This window comes from Acinetobacter sp. YH12135 (assembly GCF_013418565.1).
In the GTDB taxonomy this organism is placed as follows: domain Bacteria; phylum Pseudomonadota; class Gammaproteobacteria; order Pseudomonadales; family Moraxellaceae; genus Acinetobacter; species Acinetobacter towneri.
This window is the reverse complement of sequence record NZ_VPBU01000018.1, coordinates 24,713-43,829: the sequence shown is the minus strand read 5'-3', so window position 1 is coordinate 43,829 and position 19,117 is coordinate 24,713. Positions and strand designations below refer to the sequence as shown.

Annotated in this window: 19 protein-coding genes; 10 read left to right on the top strand and 9 right to left on the bottom strand. The window is 41.3% G+C overall.

The window, feature by feature from the left end:
• Positions 1-487: 487 nt before the first annotated feature.
• From FTU70_RS10720 to FTU70_RS10710, 3 genes are all read left to right on the top strand, one after another.
• Complete coding sequence (locus FTU70_RS10720) at positions 488-1,042, top strand: YqgE/AlgH family protein (protein WP_004975844.1); 555 nt, start codon at positions 488-490, stop codon at positions 1,040-1,042.
• Entirely contained in the window at positions 1,035-1,478 is a 444-nt protein-coding gene (gene ruvX, locus FTU70_RS10715) for a Holliday junction resolvase RuvX (RefSeq protein ID WP_104852952.1), read from the top strand. Before FTU70_RS10720 ends, ruvX begins: the two co-directional genes overlap by 8 nt.
• Positions 1,479-1,628: 150 nt before the next feature.
• Positions 1,629-2,411: an IclR family transcriptional regulator gene (locus tag FTU70_RS10710; RefSeq protein ID WP_180060574.1), complete on the top strand. Its 783-nt coding sequence runs from the start codon at positions 1,629-1,631 to the stop codon at positions 2,409-2,411.
• Positions 2,412-2,500: 89 nt separating this feature from the next.
• Here FTU70_RS10710 and FTU70_RS10705 read toward each other — a convergent pair whose 3' ends face one another.
• Positions 2,501-3,118 carry an alpha-ketoglutarate-dependent dioxygenase AlkB gene (locus FTU70_RS10705; RefSeq protein WP_180060573.1) on the bottom strand — a complete coding sequence of 206 codons (618 nt, stop codon included), beginning with the start codon at positions 3,116-3,118 and terminating at the stop codon, positions 2,501-2,503.
• A gap of 142 nt (positions 3,119-3,260) precedes the next feature.
• On the opposite strand from FTU70_RS10705, the gene FTU70_RS10700 reads away from it, so the two are divergent.
• Positions 3,261-5,063 carry an ABC transporter ATP-binding protein gene (locus FTU70_RS10700; protein ID WP_180060572.1) on the top strand — a complete coding sequence of 601 codons (1,803 nt, stop codon included), beginning with the start codon at positions 3,261-3,263 and terminating at the stop codon, positions 5,061-5,063.
• 49 nt (positions 5,064-5,112) lie between these two features.
• On the opposite strand, the gene pgsA is transcribed toward FTU70_RS10700, so the two are convergent.
• The 3 genes from pgsA to uvrC form a co-directional block, all read right to left on the bottom strand.
• Positions 5,113-5,700, bottom strand: coding sequence for a CDP-diacylglycerol--glycerol-3-phosphate 3-phosphatidyltransferase (gene pgsA / locus FTU70_RS10695; protein WP_004975835.1), 588 nt, complete (start codon positions 5,698-5,700; stop codon positions 5,113-5,115).
• Between the two features lie 105 nt (positions 5,701-5,805).
• Positions 5,806-6,600 carry a thioesterase family protein gene (locus FTU70_RS10690; protein ID WP_096901351.1) on the bottom strand — a complete coding sequence of 265 codons (795 nt, stop codon included), beginning with the start codon at positions 6,598-6,600 and terminating at the stop codon, positions 5,806-5,808.
• A gap of 224 nt (positions 6,601-6,824) precedes the next feature.
• Positions 6,825-8,624 carry an excinuclease ABC subunit UvrC gene (gene uvrC / locus FTU70_RS10685; RefSeq protein WP_004975832.1) on the bottom strand — a complete coding sequence of 600 codons (1,800 nt, stop codon included), beginning with the start codon at positions 8,622-8,624 and terminating at the stop codon, positions 6,825-6,827.
• A 185-nt stretch (positions 8,625-8,809) separates the two neighbouring features.
• Here uvrC and FTU70_RS10680 point away from each other — a divergent pair, with 185 nt between their 5' ends.
• A complete protein-coding gene (locus FTU70_RS10680) occupies positions 8,810-9,874 on the top strand; it encodes an AAA family ATPase (protein WP_179988504.1) in 1,065 nt (354 codons plus the stop codon).
• Positions 9,875-10,246: 372 nt separating this feature from the next.
• Here FTU70_RS10680 and FTU70_RS10675 read toward each other — a convergent pair whose 3' ends face one another.
• Positions 10,247-10,663: a PH domain-containing protein gene (locus FTU70_RS10675; protein WP_131260939.1), complete on the bottom strand. Its 417-nt coding sequence runs from the start codon at positions 10,661-10,663 to the stop codon at positions 10,247-10,249.
• 114 nt (positions 10,664-10,777) lie between these two features.
• Positions 10,778-11,692, bottom strand: coding sequence for a lipid A hydroxylase LpxO (lpxO, locus tag FTU70_RS10670; protein ID WP_131260941.1), 915 nt, complete (start codon positions 11,690-11,692; stop codon positions 10,778-10,780).
• Between the two features lie 485 nt (positions 11,693-12,177).
• Between lpxO and fadB the strand changes: the two genes are divergently transcribed.
• Both fadB and fadA read left to right on the top strand, forming a co-directional pair.
• Entirely contained in the window at positions 12,178-14,331 is a 2,154-nt protein-coding gene (gene fadB / locus FTU70_RS10665) for a fatty acid oxidation complex subunit alpha FadB (protein WP_180060571.1), read from the top strand.
• A gap of 12 nt (positions 14,332-14,343) precedes the next feature.
• A complete protein-coding gene (gene fadA, locus FTU70_RS10660; protein ID WP_180060570.1) occupies positions 14,344-15,516 on the top strand; it encodes an acetyl-CoA C-acyltransferase FadA in 1,173 nt (390 codons plus the stop codon).
• A 128-nt stretch (positions 15,517-15,644) separates the two neighbouring features.
• Here the strand turns inward: fadA and FTU70_RS10655 are convergent, their stop codons facing one another.
• Complete coding sequence (locus FTU70_RS10655) at positions 15,645-15,917, bottom strand: hypothetical protein (RefSeq protein ID WP_168417604.1); 273 nt, start codon at positions 15,915-15,917, stop codon at positions 15,645-15,647.
• 112 nt (positions 15,918-16,029) lie between these two features.
• On the bottom strand, positions 16,030-16,779 hold the full coding sequence (locus FTU70_RS10650; protein WP_168417605.1) for a hypothetical protein: 750 nt from the start codon (positions 16,777-16,779) through the stop codon (positions 16,030-16,032).
• Positions 16,780-16,986: 207 nt separating this feature from the next.
• Between FTU70_RS10650 and FTU70_RS10645 the strand changes: the two genes are divergently transcribed.
• Positions 16,987-17,688, top strand: a complete 702-nt coding sequence (locus FTU70_RS10645; RefSeq protein WP_180060569.1) for a DsbA family oxidoreductase — start codon at positions 16,987-16,989, stop codon at positions 17,686-17,688.
• Between the two features lie 172 nt (positions 17,689-17,860).
• Here the strand turns inward: FTU70_RS10645 and FTU70_RS10640 are convergent, their stop codons facing one another.
• Positions 17,861-18,061, bottom strand: coding sequence for a dodecin family protein (locus FTU70_RS10640; protein ID WP_004975809.1), 201 nt, complete (start codon positions 18,059-18,061; stop codon positions 17,861-17,863).
• A gap of 374 nt (positions 18,062-18,435) precedes the next feature.
• On the opposite strand from FTU70_RS10640, the gene FTU70_RS10635 reads away from it, so the two are divergent.
• Together FTU70_RS10635 and FTU70_RS10630 are read left to right on the top strand one after the other, a co-directional pair.
• Entirely contained in the window at positions 18,436-18,600 is a 165-nt protein-coding gene (locus FTU70_RS10635; RefSeq protein WP_019836107.1) for a hypothetical protein, read from the top strand.
• Positions 18,601-18,927: 327 nt separating this feature from the next.
• Entirely contained in the window at positions 18,928-19,107 is a 180-nt protein-coding gene (locus FTU70_RS10630) for a hypothetical protein (protein WP_104852940.1), read from the top strand.
• Positions 19,108-19,117 lie beyond the last annotated feature (10 nt).

Sequence of the window (19,117 nt, the reverse complement as noted above, 5' to 3'; positions counted from 1 at the left end):
AGTACAAAACTTACAAAAGAGATAAACAAACTTATAGATTTTTTATATTAAAAAACCACTACTCATTAGACAAACTTAATATTTAATAAAAGAGAATCTAAATGTAGTAAAACCGCCTATTTTGCAATTAAAAAACAGAAATCACATTAGTTAAAATTAAAAAAGTAGATTAAAAAATATACACTGAAACATTTAACAAACCCACCTCACAAAGATAATAAAGCAATCAATTATTATGTTCCTATATCTTCAACTTTGTAACTAAATAGATAAATTTAATGACATCATTTTTTCTAAATTTTAAATTTATTCTTTTATTTATCCTTTGTCTCACTTTTACCAAAGCAAAGTTGTCATCACAGTGGTTTTATGGGATAAGTACAGCTAAGAAATGTATATTTGCATGATTTGGCTGTAACTCGTTTACGTTTCCAAGTCGGTTTACAGTTCTGTTTGCCACCCCCTCAGATTAAGGAGAATTGCTTAGGTGACTAAACAATATCTGACGCATCGCTGTCTCATAGCCCCGCCCGATATGAATGATGAGTTTTTTGCAAACACCGTCATCTATTTGGCACGTCATGATGAAGACGGTGCGCAAGGCATTATTATCAACCGTCCATCGGGTATCCAAATCAAAGAATTACTCAATGATTTAGATATAGACGCAGATAATGTGCATCCTCACGAAGTTCTACAAGGTGGTCCATTACGACCTGAGGCAGGTTTTGTTTTACACACAGGGCAGCCAACTTGGCATTCATCTATCGCTGTTGGTGAAAATGTCTGTATCACCACCTCTAAAGATATTTTAGATGCGATTGCCCACAACGAAGGCGTTGGACGTTACCAAATTGCCTTGGGCTATGCCAGTTGGGGCAAACAGCAACTGGAACAAGAAATTGCCCGTGGCGATTGGCTCATTTGTGAATCGGACATGGACTTGATTTTCAATTTACCTTATGACGACCGTTGGGATGCCGCTTATCGTAAAATGGGCGTAGATCCAACATGGTTATCTTCAGAGATTGGTCATGCCTGAAACAACACAAGCCCAAACTATCATGGCATTTGACTTCGGTACGCAAAAAATGGGCATGGCTGTGGGGCAGGCACTAATTGAAAGTGCGACCCCACTCGCCCTCTTCCCCATGAAAGATGGCATTCCACAATGGGAAAACTTGCTGAAAATCATCAAGCAACATCAGCCACAATTATTTCTAGTGGGCTTACCTTTAAATATGGATGATAGCGAGTCGGAACTGTCTACCCGTGCACGTAAGTTTGCCAGACGCTTACGCCATCAAAGCAATATCAACACCCTAATGGTCGATGAACGCCTAACCACACGTGAAGCACGTGATGAGCTTGATCATTATCAAGCCCAAGGGCGTGGCAAAAAGCTCGCAGCCGACAGTCTTGCCGCAGCACTATTGATTGAAAGCTGGTATCGTGAGCCTCACGGCATTCAGCCTTAAATCCTGTTTCTGAATAGATAACAACGACAAACGAAAGAATTGGGATATTGATCGTTAGAATGCCTAAGACCATCTTTAAAAAGTCTATTGGTCTGGCGATTTTTTGATATAAAGTGACACCATCCTTTTGGTGTGAATGGGTAAATCCGCATGGCACTGTCTAGCTTTGGCAAGATTCTCACAGTCTTAGACTTATTTTCAACCGCACGTCCTGTCATTAATGTAGATACCATTAGTGAGGAACTTGGTTTATCTAAGCCTACCAGTTACCGCTATTTAAAAGAGTTGGTTTCGGCAGAGTTGTTGCAGCGCATGAGTGGCACATCGGGAGATTACACCCTAGGGCCAAAAATTGCAGTATTGGATTTTATCTCTCGCACGACCGATCCATTGGTCACCATCAGTATTCCGTTTATGAAAAAAATTGCGGAACGTACTGAATTTTGCTGTTTGCTGACCCAACTCAATCAAGATTCCTGCATTGATGTGCATCACGAAATCTTTAAAGATACGCCTTTGCTGTCTTATGGTCGCGGCTGCCCACGTCCTGTTTATGTCGGCTCATCGCCAAAAATTATTATGGCACATCTGCCTAAAGCTAAAATTTTAGACTATTACCAACGTTTTTCTAACGAATTGGCACAAGTCAATTTTGCACAAGATGAAGATGACTTTTTGCAGCAAATGCGCAAAATCAAAAAACAAGGCTATTATTTTTCTAACGGCGAACTCGATGCAGAAATTGCAGGCTTATCTGTACCGATTCGTTTTTCATCTAAAGATGCACCTTATGCATTGACGCTGCTGGCATCTAAAAACCGTTTTGAATTTGTCAATTTGCAAAAACTGATTGAAATTTTGCAGGACAATGCAGAACAAATTGAAAAACAGGTGGAAGTACTGAATACCAGTTTTAATATAGAGCTCTCTTAAATTTTTAGGTTATCGACACATTAAAGCACTGAATTTAAATACAATTAAAATTTATTTCTGAATAAGGATTTAGAGTGCTAAATCAAGTCTTATTCAGTAGCCGCGTGAAAATAGCGAAAGGTCAGATTAATTCTGGGTTGTATAATTTTATTGGACTTCATTAAGGCATGTTTCCAATGGTGTTGCGTCGTGCCACGCATGACCAACAACTGACCGCTGTGCAACAGTAGCTCAACCTTGTTGGCGCGGTGTTTATGCTGAAAACAAAATTTACGGGTTGCCCCCAAACTCAAAGATGCAATGACAGCGTGTCTGCCTAAATTTGGCTCATCATCACTGTGCCAACCCAAGCCCTGCGTACCATCTTGATATAAATTGGCCAAACATGAATTAAAGGGATGCCCGACCCATTGTTCAATTTGCTGTTTCAATCGCCACAAAGCAGGCTGCCATAGCAGTGCCTGCTTAACTGCTCCCGAATAACGATATTGATACTGCTCATCGCCATACCATACCACTTGGCGCTGTGTCCGATAATACTGACCAAAGAGCAGACCTTCATCAGGCTGCCATGCCAAATGTTGCAGAAAATACTGCAAATAACGCTCACTATGCTCCGCACTCAGCACCAAACCATAGTCCTGCACAATGCCGTCATAAGGCAGTACGTTGTCACAACGCTCAGGTGCAAACAATTCTAGATTCATGGTCATTCCTATGCTGAATAGCTTATTGTTTAATCTAAAACAAGGATCAGGACTGCTCACAAAATGACACAGCTTTTTGGCTTGTGAGTCGTGAAGTTCATCCTTAGACTTAAAATCATCGTTCTTATAACAATAATAGCTTATGAATTTATGGCATTTATTTCAAAAATTGCGTCCCTTCGTTCGACCTTATCGGCTCTTGGTGATTGCCACCTTAGTTTTAACGCTCATCGGCTCGTTAACAGCTCAAGTCAATGCACTGACTTTACAATACGCTGTTGACCGTATTAACGCCTTAATTGAGGCAGGACAGGGGCTGTCTGCAGGCTGGCACATTTTAATCACCATTTCAGCCATTTTGCTGGGTAAAGAAATCATCAATGCTTTTGTGCAGTTTGGACAGAAGTTTTATGGTGAAAAACTACGCATTTTTGTGTCACAAGATTTGGCACAGGGCATTATTGAGAAATTTTTACGTTACAGACTGGCCTTTTTTAATCAGGACAACAACCAAGCAGGTAAATTACAAACACGTATAGATCGTGGCATTGGTTCACTCACCCGTTTAGTGCAAATTTTCTTTATTGATATTTTGCCACTCTTTACCAGTGCAATTGTGGCTTTGGGCTTAATGTATTATGCCAATGTTTACGTGGGTTTGGTCTCGACACTCATTGTGCCTATTTATTTTTGGCTAACCTACCAACAGGCACAAAAACTAGGAAGCTGGCGACGTAATTTACGTGATGGACGTGAGAAAAAAAGCCAAGGGATTCTCAGCATCATCAACTCAATTACCGTGATTAAATCATTTAACAGAGAAAGCATCGAAGCAGAAAAACAACTCACCCTGCAGAAAAAACTGACCCACAATCAAATGCAGACCCGCCAAACCAGTTTTTTATTTGATGGTTTAAAAAGCTTTATTGAACAAATTGGCGTGGTGCTGATTATTATTTTAACTGCTTATTTTGTGTTAGATAGACAAATGAGCATCGGCATGATCATGTATCACGTGTTGCTGTTTGGCAATGTTTCTGCCCCAATTCGCTCATTGCATCGTATTTATGATGAAGTCAATGATGCAATGATCTATTCAGAAAGCTTCTTTCAAATTTTGGAAGCCGAGCATGAAATTGAGCCAAGTGGTACGCTTAAACCAGTTATTCGAGGGCAGTTTGATCTGCAACAGGTAAACTTTTTTTATCCGAATGGACATCATGCACTCAAAGACATTCAAATGCAGATTCAGCCCAATAAAATTACCGCATTGGTGGGATTGTCGGGAGCAGGAAAATCTACCCTGATCAGTTTATTAGATAAATTCTATGAACCACAACAGGGAACAATTCAGCTCGATGGGATTGATATTAACCACATCGACACTCAATATTTGCGTGACCATATCGGCTTGGTTTTGCAAAAAAATCATATTTTCCAAGGCTCTATTTTTGAAAATATTCGTTATGGCAAAACTGATGCAAGCTTGGAAGATGTGATTCTGGCAGCCCAAAAAGCCTCTATTCACGAACAAATTTTGCAATTGCCTCAGGCTTATGACGCAGATGCCCTCATGCTTTCAGGCGGTCAACAACAACGGATTGCCCTTGCACGTATGTTCCTGAAAAATCCACCTATTATTTTTTTAGATGAACCGACTGCTAGTCTGGATGCCATTGCAACCGAACAAATCAAACAAAGCCTCGATGAAATTAAACAAGGGCGTACAGTCATTATCATTTCACATAGCTTATCGCAAATTATTGATGCCGATTACACCTATGTCATGAAAGATGGCAGGATTGCAGAACACGGCGAACATGATGCGCTTTATCATCAAAATGGGGTTTATAAAGAAATTTTTGATGCGATGGCAAAAAGTTTAAATATTGAAAAAATTGCCAAAACTTATGAGGATGATGCCGAGGAAGAAACCCATAGTTAATCAAAAAGTGCTTCAATCAGAAGCACTTTTTAATGAAGAATCATGATATTTAAGGCTGTTTCAAATATGGCCATGCCGCTTTTAAATAAATAAACATCGACCAAAGCGTTAAAATTACAGCAGTATAGAGCAACAAATAAGCCACCATTTCCAATGGTTGCCAGTTCAATAAAAACACTGAAATCGCAATCATTTGGAATGCTGTTTTATATTTCCCCACTGTAGACACCGCCACACTGGTACGTGCGCCGAGTTCAGCCATCCACTCTCGTAAGGCAGATACGGTAATTTCACGGGAAATAATTACAATCGCGGCAAAAGCCATAGAAATAGTCGGTTGCCATTGCACTAAAACAATCAATGCCGCAGCGACCATAAGTTTATCGGCCACAGGGTCTAAAAAGCGCCCAAATGCAGAGGTCTGATTCAAAGTACGTGCCAAATAGCCATCAAACCAGTCGGTCACAGCAGCAATCACAAAAATAGACGTCAAAATAATATGACGCGTCATGCCACCATCATAACCATTTACGCCCATTGCAGGCGGCCAATACGCCACCAACAAAAAAACAGGAATCAAGGCGATTCGAGCCAAAGTTAATATATTTGGAATGTTCAGGATACGACCTGTTGTCATAGACACCGCCAATGTTTCCCCTCTTTACGCTGCATATTCACAAGTTTTTTGAGGATTTGTCATCGTGAATAGGCTTCACTTTATACGAAATGCTAGTAGGTGTCACTAGGCAAACACGGTGATGGTCTGTCGGGCAATCGCTATTAGCCGATCCTGATCATCCCATAAGTGCGCATATTCTGTGGCATAACCACCGCTAGCATGATCGGTAAAAACTTTATATTTCATCCAATCTTGCAGCTGATTTTGCAAAGGATTGACATAGGTCACATGCCAAGTCAGTGAACTGGCAGGAGCGAGCTGCTCAAACATCGGCAGTACTCCAGGCGGCCACATATCAAAAGCCACCATCAAATCGGCAATGGTCATGGCACGATTCGTATGCTGTTTTGGGTTAAAACGCATCCAGCCTGCAAAATCAGGTTTATGACTAGCAGTAAACGGATATTGTCCTTCAGACCAAACCAAATCCATCTGCTGAAAACATTCAGGTGCTAAAGGATGATGCTGTGTAACAGGCAATTCCGTTGCAGGTGGAAAATTGGGCGCAGTACGTTCTTGTTGCACCACAATGCTGGATTCACGTGCCGCACCAAAACTGGCAATTAAAATGCTTTGTACTGCATCATCCTGCCATAAACGAACTTCGACACTGGTCACAGATTTGCCTTCACGCAGAATTTCCGCCGTGAGCCGTGCCCGACCTTGTTGCACAGGTCCGACAAACGTGACACTGCTGCTTAGCAAGCGCTTTTTCGGATCGGCAATACAAAGCTGGGCTTTTTGCATCATCAAACCTGCCACCAATCCACCATAAATAGTGCGCCCCTGTAACCACCCAAGCGGGATGTCTATCCATTCTTGCTCGGCAATGGCTTGATAGGTCTGTAGCAACGACATAGCTTTTCCTTAAACAATGTTGTGGTTGATATTACAGGGTTTCGATCTGATGTGAATGTTCAATGACGACAGAGTCAATGCACTTTTTTGCTATTTACCTTTGTAGAAAATACTGCTTTTTATGCAGTAAATAGGGTCTGTTGACAATTCGTCTATGTTTGCGACGTGAGAGATATATCTCGCAAGATTTTTAGCTAATATAAGGCATGAGGCAGGAAATTTAGTCATTCATGCAGCACTTTATAAATCGTACGCGCCATTACTTCACCCAGTCCGGGTACTAAAGTCAACTCTTTTTCAGAAGCTTTCAGGACACCTTGTATGCCACCAAAATGGGTGAGTAAATCACGACGACGTTTTGGCCCTAAGCCCGGAATCACTTCAAGTATTGATGAGCCACGTTTTTTATCGCGCTTGGCACGGTGCTTGGTAATTGCAAATCGGTGTGCTTCATCACGTACCTGCTGAATCAAATGCAGCGCCTTATGATCTTCAGGCAGCTGAATTTTGCTGCCATCGGTAAAATGTAGCGTTTCTAGACCAGGTTTGCGTCCTTCGCCTTTGGACACCCCAATCATAAAGGCATCCAATCCTAACTCCTGCATGACCTCCATCGCCATATTCAACTGCCCTTTACCGCCATCAATCAGCAATAAATCGGGCAGCATGGCTTTTTTATAACGGCGCGTTAAAGCTTGGCGCATGGCAGCATAGTCATCTCCAGCCTGAATATCCTGAATTGAAAATTGTCGATAATCACGTTTGCGAATACCACCACTGTCAAATACCACGCAAGATGCCACAGTGTCTTCGCCCATAGTGTGCGAAATATCAAAACATTCAATCCGATCAATCGGGCGTCCAACCACTTGCTCTAACTGATGAAAACGCTCATTTAATTCAAAGTGATTGGCGAGTTTACCTTTAATGGCATGCTGCACATTCATTTGTGCCAATTCTTGCCACTCGGCACGGGTTTCACGCACTTTATGTTTAATTTGAATTTTTTTATCGAAGTGTTGCTGTAAGGCTTGTTCCAACTCTTTGCAATCTGCCACTTCCACATTAACAATCAATTCCGCTGGAATTTCATCGGCCACCTGAAAGTAAAAGTTGGCAATAAAATCGGCCAACATTTGCCCCAAATCATCGCCCAACATATCAGGAAAATAGCTTTTACCGCCCAGCATTTTGCCATTGCGCACATGCATAATTTGCACACAGGTCACACCTGCCTGATAAGCAATTGCGATAATATCGGCTTCGCCTTTGAGTTTATAAATGGCTTGCTGTGCCTGCACATCACGCAACAAAGCCATACGGTCACGGTAAAAGACTGCTTTTTCAAATTCCAACGCTTCGGCTGCAGCTTCCATTTTGGCAATCAATTGCTGATTCAGTTCTTTACTATCGCCCTGTAAAAATCGAATCGAATTATTAACATCTTCTTTATATTCTTCGGGCGAAATCAATCCTACACACGGTGCCGAACAGCGTTTGATCTGATATTGCAAACACGGACGCTGCCGTTGAGCAAAATAACTGTTTTCACACTGCCGCACATTAAACAGTTTTTGTAACACCACCAAAGTATCGCGGGCATTGTACGCACTCGGATAAGGCCCAAAAAACTTGCCTATCTGATGCTTGCCTTTGCCGCGTCCACTGGCAATACGCGGATAAGGCTGATCTGCCGACACAAAAATATAAACATAGGACTTATCATCGCGCAGCATAATATTGTACGGTGGACGATGCAGCTTAATCAGATTTTGTTCAAGCAATAACGCTTCAGTTTCGGAACGCACCACCAAAGTTTCAATATCATAAATACGCGCCACTAAAGCCTGCGTTTTAGGATGCTCGATGGTTTTGACAAAATAACTCGACACTCGGTTTTTTAAATTTTTGGCTTTGCCGACATATAACAACTCCCCGTCTTTACCCAACATACGGTAAACCCCTGGCAATTGGGTCATATTTGCCAAAATTTTCTCGATATGCTCACCTGCGTTTGGGTTCACGAGTCATCCTATTCTTGCTACATTCTTTACATGATGTGCTGCTTTATCTGATTTTTTCAAGCTTTATCCTGTGGCATAGCACATGATCTATCCACTAAAACGATCAGCTCAGTGCTAAAAACGATCAGTCGGCAACACAAGATTTGCTATGCTCAGGCATCTTGTCAGCAGAAGGAAAGTGCAGGATGACGACCGCACCACACGGCATACCGACCATTCAATCCGCAACGTCCCAGCCGATCAGTACACATCAGTATGTATCCGCCAAAGACCGTTTGATTGGCAAGCCGCGCTTTCATTTTGAACCTACACAAGTCATGCAATTGTTACGTCAACGGATTATTGGACAAGATGCAGCGCTGAATGAAATCGAAAAAATGCTGTATGTGGTCAAGGCCGATTTCTCCAGCACAGAGCGACCACTTTCAGTGACTTTAATGCTTGGCCCGACAGGTGTTGGCAAGACCGAAACGGTGCGCCTGATTGCCGAAGCCATTTATGGTCGCCCCGATGCCTTCTGCCGCATTGATATGAATACCTTGGCGCAGGAACACTATGCGGCTGCACTCACAGGCGCGCCTCCTGGCTATGTCGGCTCTAAAGAAGGCCATAGTTTATTTGATGAAACTGCGATTGCAGGTTCGCACACCCGCCCAGGCATTATGCTGTTTGATGAACTGGAAAAAGCCTCAAGCGAAGTGATACGTGGCTTAATGAATGTGCTAGATACAGGCAAACTGACCCTGACTGCAGGCACCAAAACCATCGACTTTCGCAATTGCATGATTTTTATGACCAGCAATGTGGGTGCTCAAGCCGCACAACAATACTTAGATAAATTGAATCTGTTGCCGCAAAAAGTACAACAACTGTGCTTAAAACGCATGCCCACACAACGGATCATTGAAAAAGTCATGCAGCGTAAATTTGACCCTGAATTTTTAAATCGGATTGACCGTAGTTTGCATTATCAAGCGGTATCTGCTGATGCCCTGCCGCAATTGGTTGAAATTGAATTGGAAAAGTTAAACCATCGCCTGCAGCATCAACAGCGCCAAGTCGAACTCACTGCAGCAGCTAAAGCCTATTTTTATCAGGGGCATGATATTCGTTACGGCGCGCGGCATTTGGGGCGTAAAATTCGTACTGAACTTGAACCCATTTTAGCTTTATATTTTTTAAAGTATCCTGAAAAATCGGAAATATGTGTAGATTGCAGTGCAAATCAATTGCACCTCAAAATAGAATAAGCCCGCGACTTATGCTGCGTGAATCTTGAGAATGCCGCTCTGCTCATCCTCAAAGTTTTGATGCTTATTTTTGCTTAAAAAGCCTAGGGTCTGTTGACAATTCGTCTATGTTTGCGACGTGAGAGATATATCTCGCAAGGTTTTTTAGCTGATATAAGGCATGAGGCAGGAAATTTAGTCATTCTAAATGACTGACTCATAACGCAATAGCAGCAAAAAATATGCTCGTCCTGAAAGGCTGTGGCTAAAACTTTCTCAGATTGCGTTATGAAACTTGGCAATAGTCTCGCTATTCCCTGCGTTTCATGCCTGATCTGCTCAGTTTTAGCCTACAGCGCAAGCCATTTATGAAATGTCAACAGACCCTAGGGATTAGTCGGTAATTTCCATTCCCAAGGCTTGACTAAATTTGGTCTGATCTTTAGGTGAAACCAATACAAATTTTGGCTGCCCCGCTAGAAGATAATCAATTTTTAAACGCTTCAGCGACAAAGCAGGTGACGCTACCGAATTATTGGTTTTAGATATTTTTTGAATACTGTCGCGTGGAATGTCCCATTTTAAAAACATGCAACGGATCTGCAAGCGTTCTGCATCGACCTGATAGCGCGTATTGAACACAGGCCACCACAACACAAAAATGGTAATGAAATACACCCCTGTGTGCACAGGAAATGCTGGCATCGTGCCTTTGGCGTACATGGTCAGCAATAACTGAATCAATAGACCAGACATACAAATCACAAAAGCCAAAACCCACCAATCTTTTTTAGAACGAAACGTTTGCATAAAAATTCCCCTATTTACTTCATTCTATACATAAAAGTAGGTCTGGATTAAAGCTCGTTGCTGAAATTGCTAAAAAATGTCATAAAAAAACGCCCCGAAAGGCGTTGTGATACTCTAAAACACATAAGGGCGAATAAAAATTAAGAAGAAAATCCCGAGCATTAAAAACCATTTTAAGAAATAGTACACACGACTATTTTTAGCTTTTAAAGCCTTGGCTTTTAAACGCACTTGATAGACATAGCCAAAGACTTTATTTAAGCCACCCGTCTGATCGCCTGCTTCATTCGGAGAACTTGCTGCAGTCATCACATTCTTGCCAAACCAGTGATTAAATTTTTGCATCCAGCGAGATTTTAACGGACGCTCGACATCGGCAAAGAAAATAATACGGTTTTGAGAAGTGCCATTTTCAGCATAGTGAATATAGGTTTCATCAAACACCACACTTTCACCATCACGCCATGAATACCGTTCACTATCGACATCAATAAAACAACGGTCATCATTTGGTGTCATCAATCCCAAGTGGTAACGCAATGAACCTGCGTACGGGTCGCGATGACGCACTAAACGACTGTCGGGCGCTAGTTCAGTAAACATCGCCGCCTTAATGCTAGGCAAAGTTTTTAATAATGCTGTGGTTTTTGGACATAATTCTGCGGCAGATGGATGCGCGGAGTCATACCATTTTAAATAAAAACGCTTCCAGCCTGTTTTAAAGAATGAGTTAAATCCCAAATCATCGTAGCTACTTGAAGCTTTAATACCACCCTGTTCATACAAAGCTTTGGCTTCATCACGAATCATTTCCCAATTGTCATCCAAAACCTTTAAATCTTGAAAGTGCTGGGTGTCGATATAAGGTTGATTCGGCACTTTAGAAAATAAGTACATTAAATAGTTGATCGGTGCGAGAATGGTAGAATGGTCAAAAAACTGACGATAAAAACTATGACGCACCTTGCCGCGCTGTTGAATATACAACGCTGAAGCGATAAAAATCGCCAAAATAACCCACTTCAACATAGAACAACCCAAATTGCTGAAAACAGCTGAAATTCAAAAATGGCGCATATTCTACTCAATTTCAGCGCATGAGGTCATAGCAGAAAATAGAACACAGCATTGCAAATCGCTATCCCCCCTATCCAGCTTCACGCTTTAAAACATCACCATCCAAACGATGGATTGACTTTTCTGCCCAAAACAACCCACTGATAACATCTATTTATCAAGCTTTTCTAAATCATAAAACAATACAACCCGATTAAAAATAAAAGAGAAAACAATCACTTTCATCTTGCTTTAAAAATAGGATTTTAAAATCAGGTCAAAAAGCAATTCCGTGCTATGAGAAAAATCATGACCCTTGCGTCACGGCTTGATACAACTTGCTATATTTTTTTTCGATATAGTTATCGTAAGATTAGCGAGGCATATATGTGTGCAGGACTATCGCACACGCTTCATAACATCAACTTAGAAGTCCTCCAAAATAAAGGAGATCAGGCATGATCCACGCTGGCAATGCCATTACCGTCCAAATGCTTTCGGACGGAATTGCAGAATTCCGCTTTGACTTACAAGGTGAGTCGGTCAACAAATTTAACCGTGCAACGATTGAAGACTTTAAAGCTGCGATTGAGGCTGTTAAAGCAAACAATGAAGTGAAAGGTTTAATCGTCACTTCTGCAAAATCAACCTTTATCGTGGGTGCAGACATCACCGAATTTGGCGCAAACTTCGCTCAAGGCGAACAAGCTATTGTGGATTGGGCATTGCCTGTTCACGACATCTTCAATGCTTTTGAAGATTTAGAAATTCCTAAAGTTGCTGCAATCAATGGTATGGCATTGGGCGGTGGCTTTGAAATGTGTTTGGTATGTGACTACCGTGTCATGTCAGACCAAGCACAGGTGGGCTTACCAGAAATCAAACTCGGTATTTTCCCAGGCTTTGGTGGTACGGTTCGTTTAAGCCGTCTAATTGGTATCGACAATGCAGTTGAATGGATGGCGATGGCTAATCCTAAAAAACCAGCTGCTGCACTGAAAGACGGTGCGGTTGATGCCGTTGTTGCTGCGGACAAACTACAAGACGCTGCAATTGACTTGGTTAAACAAGCCCTTGCTGGCCGTGTAGACTGGAAAGCAAAACGCCAAGAAAAATTAGACCCTGTAAAATTGAACCCACTTGAACAAATGATGGCGTTCAACACAGCAAAAGGTGCGGTACTAGCAAAAGCAAACCCTGCACAATACCCTGCGCCAAAACTCATGCTTGATTCTTTACAAGCAGGTGCAAGCTTGCCACGTAATGAAGCACTTCAAGCTGAAGCGGCTGGTTTTGCTAAAGCTGCTGTAACGCCTCAAGCAGGTGCGTTGATTGGTTTATTCATCAACGACCAAGTGGTGAAGAAAACTTCTAAGAAATATGAAAAAGGTGCACACCCTGTCAACCAAGCGGCTGTTCTAGGCGCAGGTATCATGGGTGGTGGTATTGCTTACCAAGCGGCAAGCAAAGGCACACCAATCATCATGAAAGACATTGGTAATCCGCAACTTGCTTTGGGTATGAAAGAAGCCAATGGCTTATTGACCAAACAAGTTGAACGCAAAAAGTTAACCCCTGCAAAAATGGGTGAAACTTTGGCACGTATCCGCCCAACTTTAAGCTACGACGAGTTTAAAGAAGTCGATATCGTGATTGAAGCCGTGACTGAAAATCCGAAAGTCAAAGGCATTGTGTTGGCTGAAACTGAGAAATCAGTACGTGAAAACACCATTATCGCGTCAAATACATCCACCATTTCGATTACACGTTTGGCAGAAAACCTACAACGTCCAGAAAACTTTGTCGGGATGCACTTCTTTAACCCAGTGCACATGATGCCATTGGTGGAAGTAATTCGTGGTGAAAAAACTTCACCTGAAGCAATTGCGACCACTGTGGTGCTTGCTCAGAAAATGGGTAAAACACCAATCGTAGTGAACGACTGCCCAGGCTTCTTGGTGAACCGCGTATTGTTCCCTTACTTTGGTGCATTCGACTTGTTACTTAAAGATGGCGCAGACTTCCAGCAAGTCGACAAAGTCATGGAAAAATTCGGTTGGCCAATGGGTCCTGCTTACCTAATCGACGTTGTTGGTATCGACACGGGCGTTCACGGTGCAGAAGTCATGGCAGAAGGTTTCCCAGACCGCATGAAGCCAGACTTTAAAGGCTCAATCCAAGTCATGTACGAAAACAAACGTCTTGGTCAAAAGAATGACGTCGGTTTCTACAAATATGAATTGGATCGTAAAGGCAAAAAAGCCAAAGTGGTTGATCCAACTGCATACGAGCTTGTGGCATCTGTTGCAACTGCTGAAAAACGCGAGTTTGATGCGCAAGAAATCATTGACCGTATGATGCTTGCTTTCTGTAACGAAACTGTTCGTTGCTTAGAAGACAACATTGTGGCAACACCATCTGAAGCAGATATGGCCATGATTATGGGTGTAGGCTTCCCTCCATTCCGTGGTGGTCCATGCCGTTACATCGACCAAACAGGTGTTGCTGAATACGTTGCGCTTTGCGACAAATATGCACATTTAGGAAAAGCTTATGAAGCGCCACAAATGTTGCGTGACATGGCTGCTAACAACAAAAAATTCTACGGTTAAGGAGCAACGTGAATGGCTACTTTAAATCCACGTGACGTTGTCATCGTTGATGGCGTACGTTCTGCAATGGGTAAAACCAAAAACGGTATGTTCCGCAATGTACGTGCTGACAGTCTATCGGCTGAATTGGTTCGTGCTTTAGTTGCTCGTAACCAGTTCGATGTCAACGAAGTTGAAGATGTGATCTGGGGCTGTGTGAATCAAACCCTAGAACAAGGCATGAACATTGGTCGTAATATTGCATTATTGGCTGATCTTCCAAAAACAGTTGCAGGTCAAACTGTAAACCGTCTGTGTGGTTCTTCAATGCAAGCTATCCACACGGCTGCGGCACAAATTGCAACCAATCAGGGTGATATTTTCATCATTGGTGGTGTAGAGCACATGGGCCATGTGGGCATGATGCACGGCATCGACATCAACCCTGCTGCATCTAAGCACTATGCCAAAGCATCAAACATGATGGGCTTAACTGCTGAAATGTTGGGTCGCATGAACGGTATTTCTCGTGAAGAGCAAGATGCTTTTGGTGTGGAATCACACCGTCGTGCATGGGCTGCAACGCAAGAAGGTCGTTTTAAGAACGAAATCATTGGCATTGAAGGTCATGATGCAAATGGCTTTAAACAGCTGTGCGACATCGACGAAGTGATTCGTCCAGATGCTAATCTTGAATCGTTCCAAGCTTTACGTCCTGTATTTGACCCGAAAGGCGGTACAGTCACTGCGGCAACATCTTCAGCATTGTCTGATGGTGCTTCTGCGATGTTGCTCATGTCTGCTGAACGTGCACAAGCATTGGGTTTGAAACCACGTGCGGTGATTCGCTCTATGGCAGTTGCAGGCTGTGATGCAGCAATCATGGGTTATGGTCCAGTACCTGCAACACAAAAAGCGCTTAAACGCGCTGGCTTGTCAATTGCAGACATTCAAACTTTTGAATTAAACGAAGCATTTGCTGCACAAGGTTTGTCTGTACTGAAAGGCTTAGGCATTTATGACAAGCAAGACCTTGTGAACTTGAACGGTGGTGCAATTGCACTCGGTCACCCATTGGGTTGTTCAGGTGCACGTATTACCACTACGCTGTTAAACGTGATGGAACAACAAGATACGCAAATTGGTCTTGCGACTATGTGTATCGGTCTTGGTCAAGGTATCGCGACCATTATTGAACGTGTGTAATTTGTTCTAAGCAATAAAAAATCCTCGCAATATGCGGGGATTTTTATTTTATTGTTTTCAGAATTTATAATTTTAAGATTTTATTCTCTTGCATAGTTATATTTGAATATAAATGCTTGATCACTCAATCAGATCAGCAACTCCCCCATCAACCAAGTCATATAACGGTCTTTATCCATAAAGTCTGGCGCACTGCCTGTATCTAGACAGTAATATTGCTGATTAAATTCAATCACGATTTGTTCAGTTTGATGCCAGTCTTCAATCAAATGAAAGTGCTGATTGAAAAAGAAACGGTTTTTTCCCCAATTATTTAAGTTTTCGAGTTTAGGGTAGTTTCTATTTTCTAGAAATTGTAAATACAGTTGTTGAATGTCATCAAAAACTTGAATGTTGTTCATCTCAAACCTGCCTATACCAAGCTGTTAAATCAACAGGCTCAGTCTAGGCAAGACAGTTGAACAGCAGATGACATTCTTTTGACAATCTGATGTAAGTGTTTAAAGCAACGCACTATAACTTGGCTTTCAAAGCACGTTGATGATGCTGACTGATTTGCTGCATTTGGTGATTTAACTGCACAATTTCTTGATAAACCGTATTAAATTCTTTTAATGGTGCATCTTCATAAAACATGAAAGTCTTATTTTTCAGCTCCCATTTATTATTTTTTAAAATGGAAAATAACACATAAGCTTTGCCCAAGTTCTGTTTTTCCAACTCATACAAAGCATGCCCCTGATCATTATGGCGGCTTTCAATTAAGGATTCTGCCAAATGACGGCGTAAACTGTTTTCAATGGGCAAGGCTTCAATTTGCTCCAATGCCATTGCTTCATGTTGTTCTAAATGCTCCTGATACAACTCCACCATAGCACGTACTTGTGCCAGCATGGCTTCGGTGTCGGCATAGTCCTGTTTTTTATCTTCAGCCAAACGCTGTGGATCTAAAAACTGATCCCAATTTAAAGCTTTGAGTTCACGCAAATAGCTATTTCTGGCTTCAGCACTTTGTACCATGTGGCTCAGCACAAAATTGGCCATGACCTGATAATCCCCCTCTAAGCGTGAGTCTTGCACATTAATCTGAATCGGTTTAGACCAATCCTGTGCCTGTACAAAAATCTGTTCAGCTTTTTCATAAATCACGTTTTGATAGGCGTGTAATTGCGTCACTTGTTTTTGCTGACTGCTGTATTGATAAAACATCCACCCAAAAATAATAACCGTTACACATCCAATGATTAGCACTATCCGTCGCATGAGTGCCCTCTTATTTTTAATATTTGCTTTATCTTACCGTGAAGCCCATCACATTTGTATAGATTTCATACTTATTTTATTACTAAGCTATTGGAATATACCAATTTCTATTTGACCAGACACTCAAAAACAAGTTTCCTTGAACTTACTGCTTTAAATTTTGTACGACATCCCCATCTTAGTAAAAAATAGAATTTGAGATTTTTCATGCGCGTTGATATTTGGTCAGATATTGTTTGCCCTTTTTGCTACATCGGGAAAAAACGTTTAGAAGCTGCAGCTCAAGAGGCAGGTGTGGAATTAGAAGTGCATTGGCACAGTTTTGAACTCGACCCAGATGCCCCACCACGTCAGGAAGTTTCCAATTCTGAACGCTTGGCACAAAAATATGGCCGTACTGTAGCCGAAGTTGAAGACATGCAACGCAATATTGCAGAAATGGCCAAAGCTGAAGGCATTGACTTTCAATGGGAAAATGCCAATTCAGGCAATACCTTTAACGCACATCGCTTGGTGCATTTGGCGCAAAGTAAGGGCTTGGGCAATGAAGCCAAGGAAGCGTTTTTCTATAGTTATATGACGCAAGGTCTTGCTATTGGTGAGCGTGAAACACTGGAAGATGTGGCAGCACGAATTGGTCTAAATCCTGTAGAAGTGGATGATGTGCTCAATTCAGATGATTATGCAGATTTTGTTAAATTTGACCAAGAAGTTGCTCGTGATCAATTGAAAGTGACGGGTGTACCATTCTTTGTATTTGATCAACGCATTGCTTTGGCTGGTGCTCAACCTCGTGAAGTGTTTATGCAAGTCATGCAAAAAGCCCTTGAAACAGCAAGCGAGCTAGAGCTTGAAGATGCAGCAAGCTGCGATGCAGAACAATGCGATGTATCTGAACCTAAAGCTTAAGATTGAAATACAGACAAGGCTGAATAGTGTTCTTCCAGCTGATTAGACGCACAAAAAAATCCCATTACGGGATTTTTTTGTGCTTTTAAAATGGGTCAAAGTTCCAGCTTTGCCCCGCAACCATGCTTCGGTTAGTTGTCATCTTACTATGCTTCGTTAATGAAGCGAGGTGTTATTCAACCAAGAAGCTGATTTTTAAATTGACCCGATACTCCGTGATTTGATTGTCTTTAACCACCACTTTTTGTTCGTTAATCCACGCCCCTTGGACATTTTTAATTGTTTCTGTCACTTTAGCGATTCCAGTCTGAATCGCGTCTTCAAAACTTTTTGTACTGCTTGAATTAACTTCAACTACTTTTGCAATTGCCATGATTTTCTCACTGTCCTTTATCGTTATTGGAATTCCATCATAGATTAAAAAAACCGCATTTTTAGACTGTTTAACCAATCACAGCCAAAACATTACATGATTTCACACTGTCAAAAACTGTCACCATTCACCCGCATTTCAGACTTATCTAAATACAAATTTTGCAGACATCTCAACCATTTAAGCCTACATAAAAAACTAGAGCTAAAACTCTAATATATTGTTTTATATTGCTATTTTTAAAATAATTGCCGAAATGATCATTTTGTAAATTTTAAACTTTGTTATGATTCATGTGAATTTTTTATTTCGTTTGATCTCCCTACGATGTCTATTCTTCTGCCTAGACATTAACACTTTGGATGGATATTCCCATGAATATGTTTAAATCTGTTTTGATGGTTTCACTTTTAGCAATTGCTGCAAATGTATCTGCTCAAATTGTGCATGTACCTGATTTTCCAACTCAAAAAGTGAATACAGAATCGGCTGCATCTGAAGCTGTTGTAAATGAACCAACTTCGCAAAAGGCAGCTTAAGTTACGCGTTTTATCCACTAATTTTAGCTGTATTAATCTCTCCCATTTCTCTCCCCAAACAGCAGTCTAAAGCAGGCTGCTGTTTGTTTTTCTAATGCTAAATTTGCTTTAAATCGTCCATGCAACATCTAAAAACTGTGTTCTACCCAATTGCTAATACTTTTTTGGCACTGCGATTTAAATTTTTTTGATTATTTTTCATATAAAAAGCGCATTTTTTGTCAATAATGACTAAAAAAGCACAAAAGCTGACAATTTTTAGCATGTATTTTTTAATTAAATCCATATAATTAAAGTGATTTTTTTTCATTGCTATAGCAGATGCCTATGCAACAACTTCAAGCACTTATACAAAGAAAAATTCCACCTCAAGCGATTGAGGTCAACCATTTAATAGAATTAGCCAAACACTATCCTCAACCACAATCGGCAGAATATAAATTGATTGAATTGGCTCTGAATATTGTCTTGGCAGATTATTTGGAAAAAGCACAACAACATATTTAAGTATGCATCA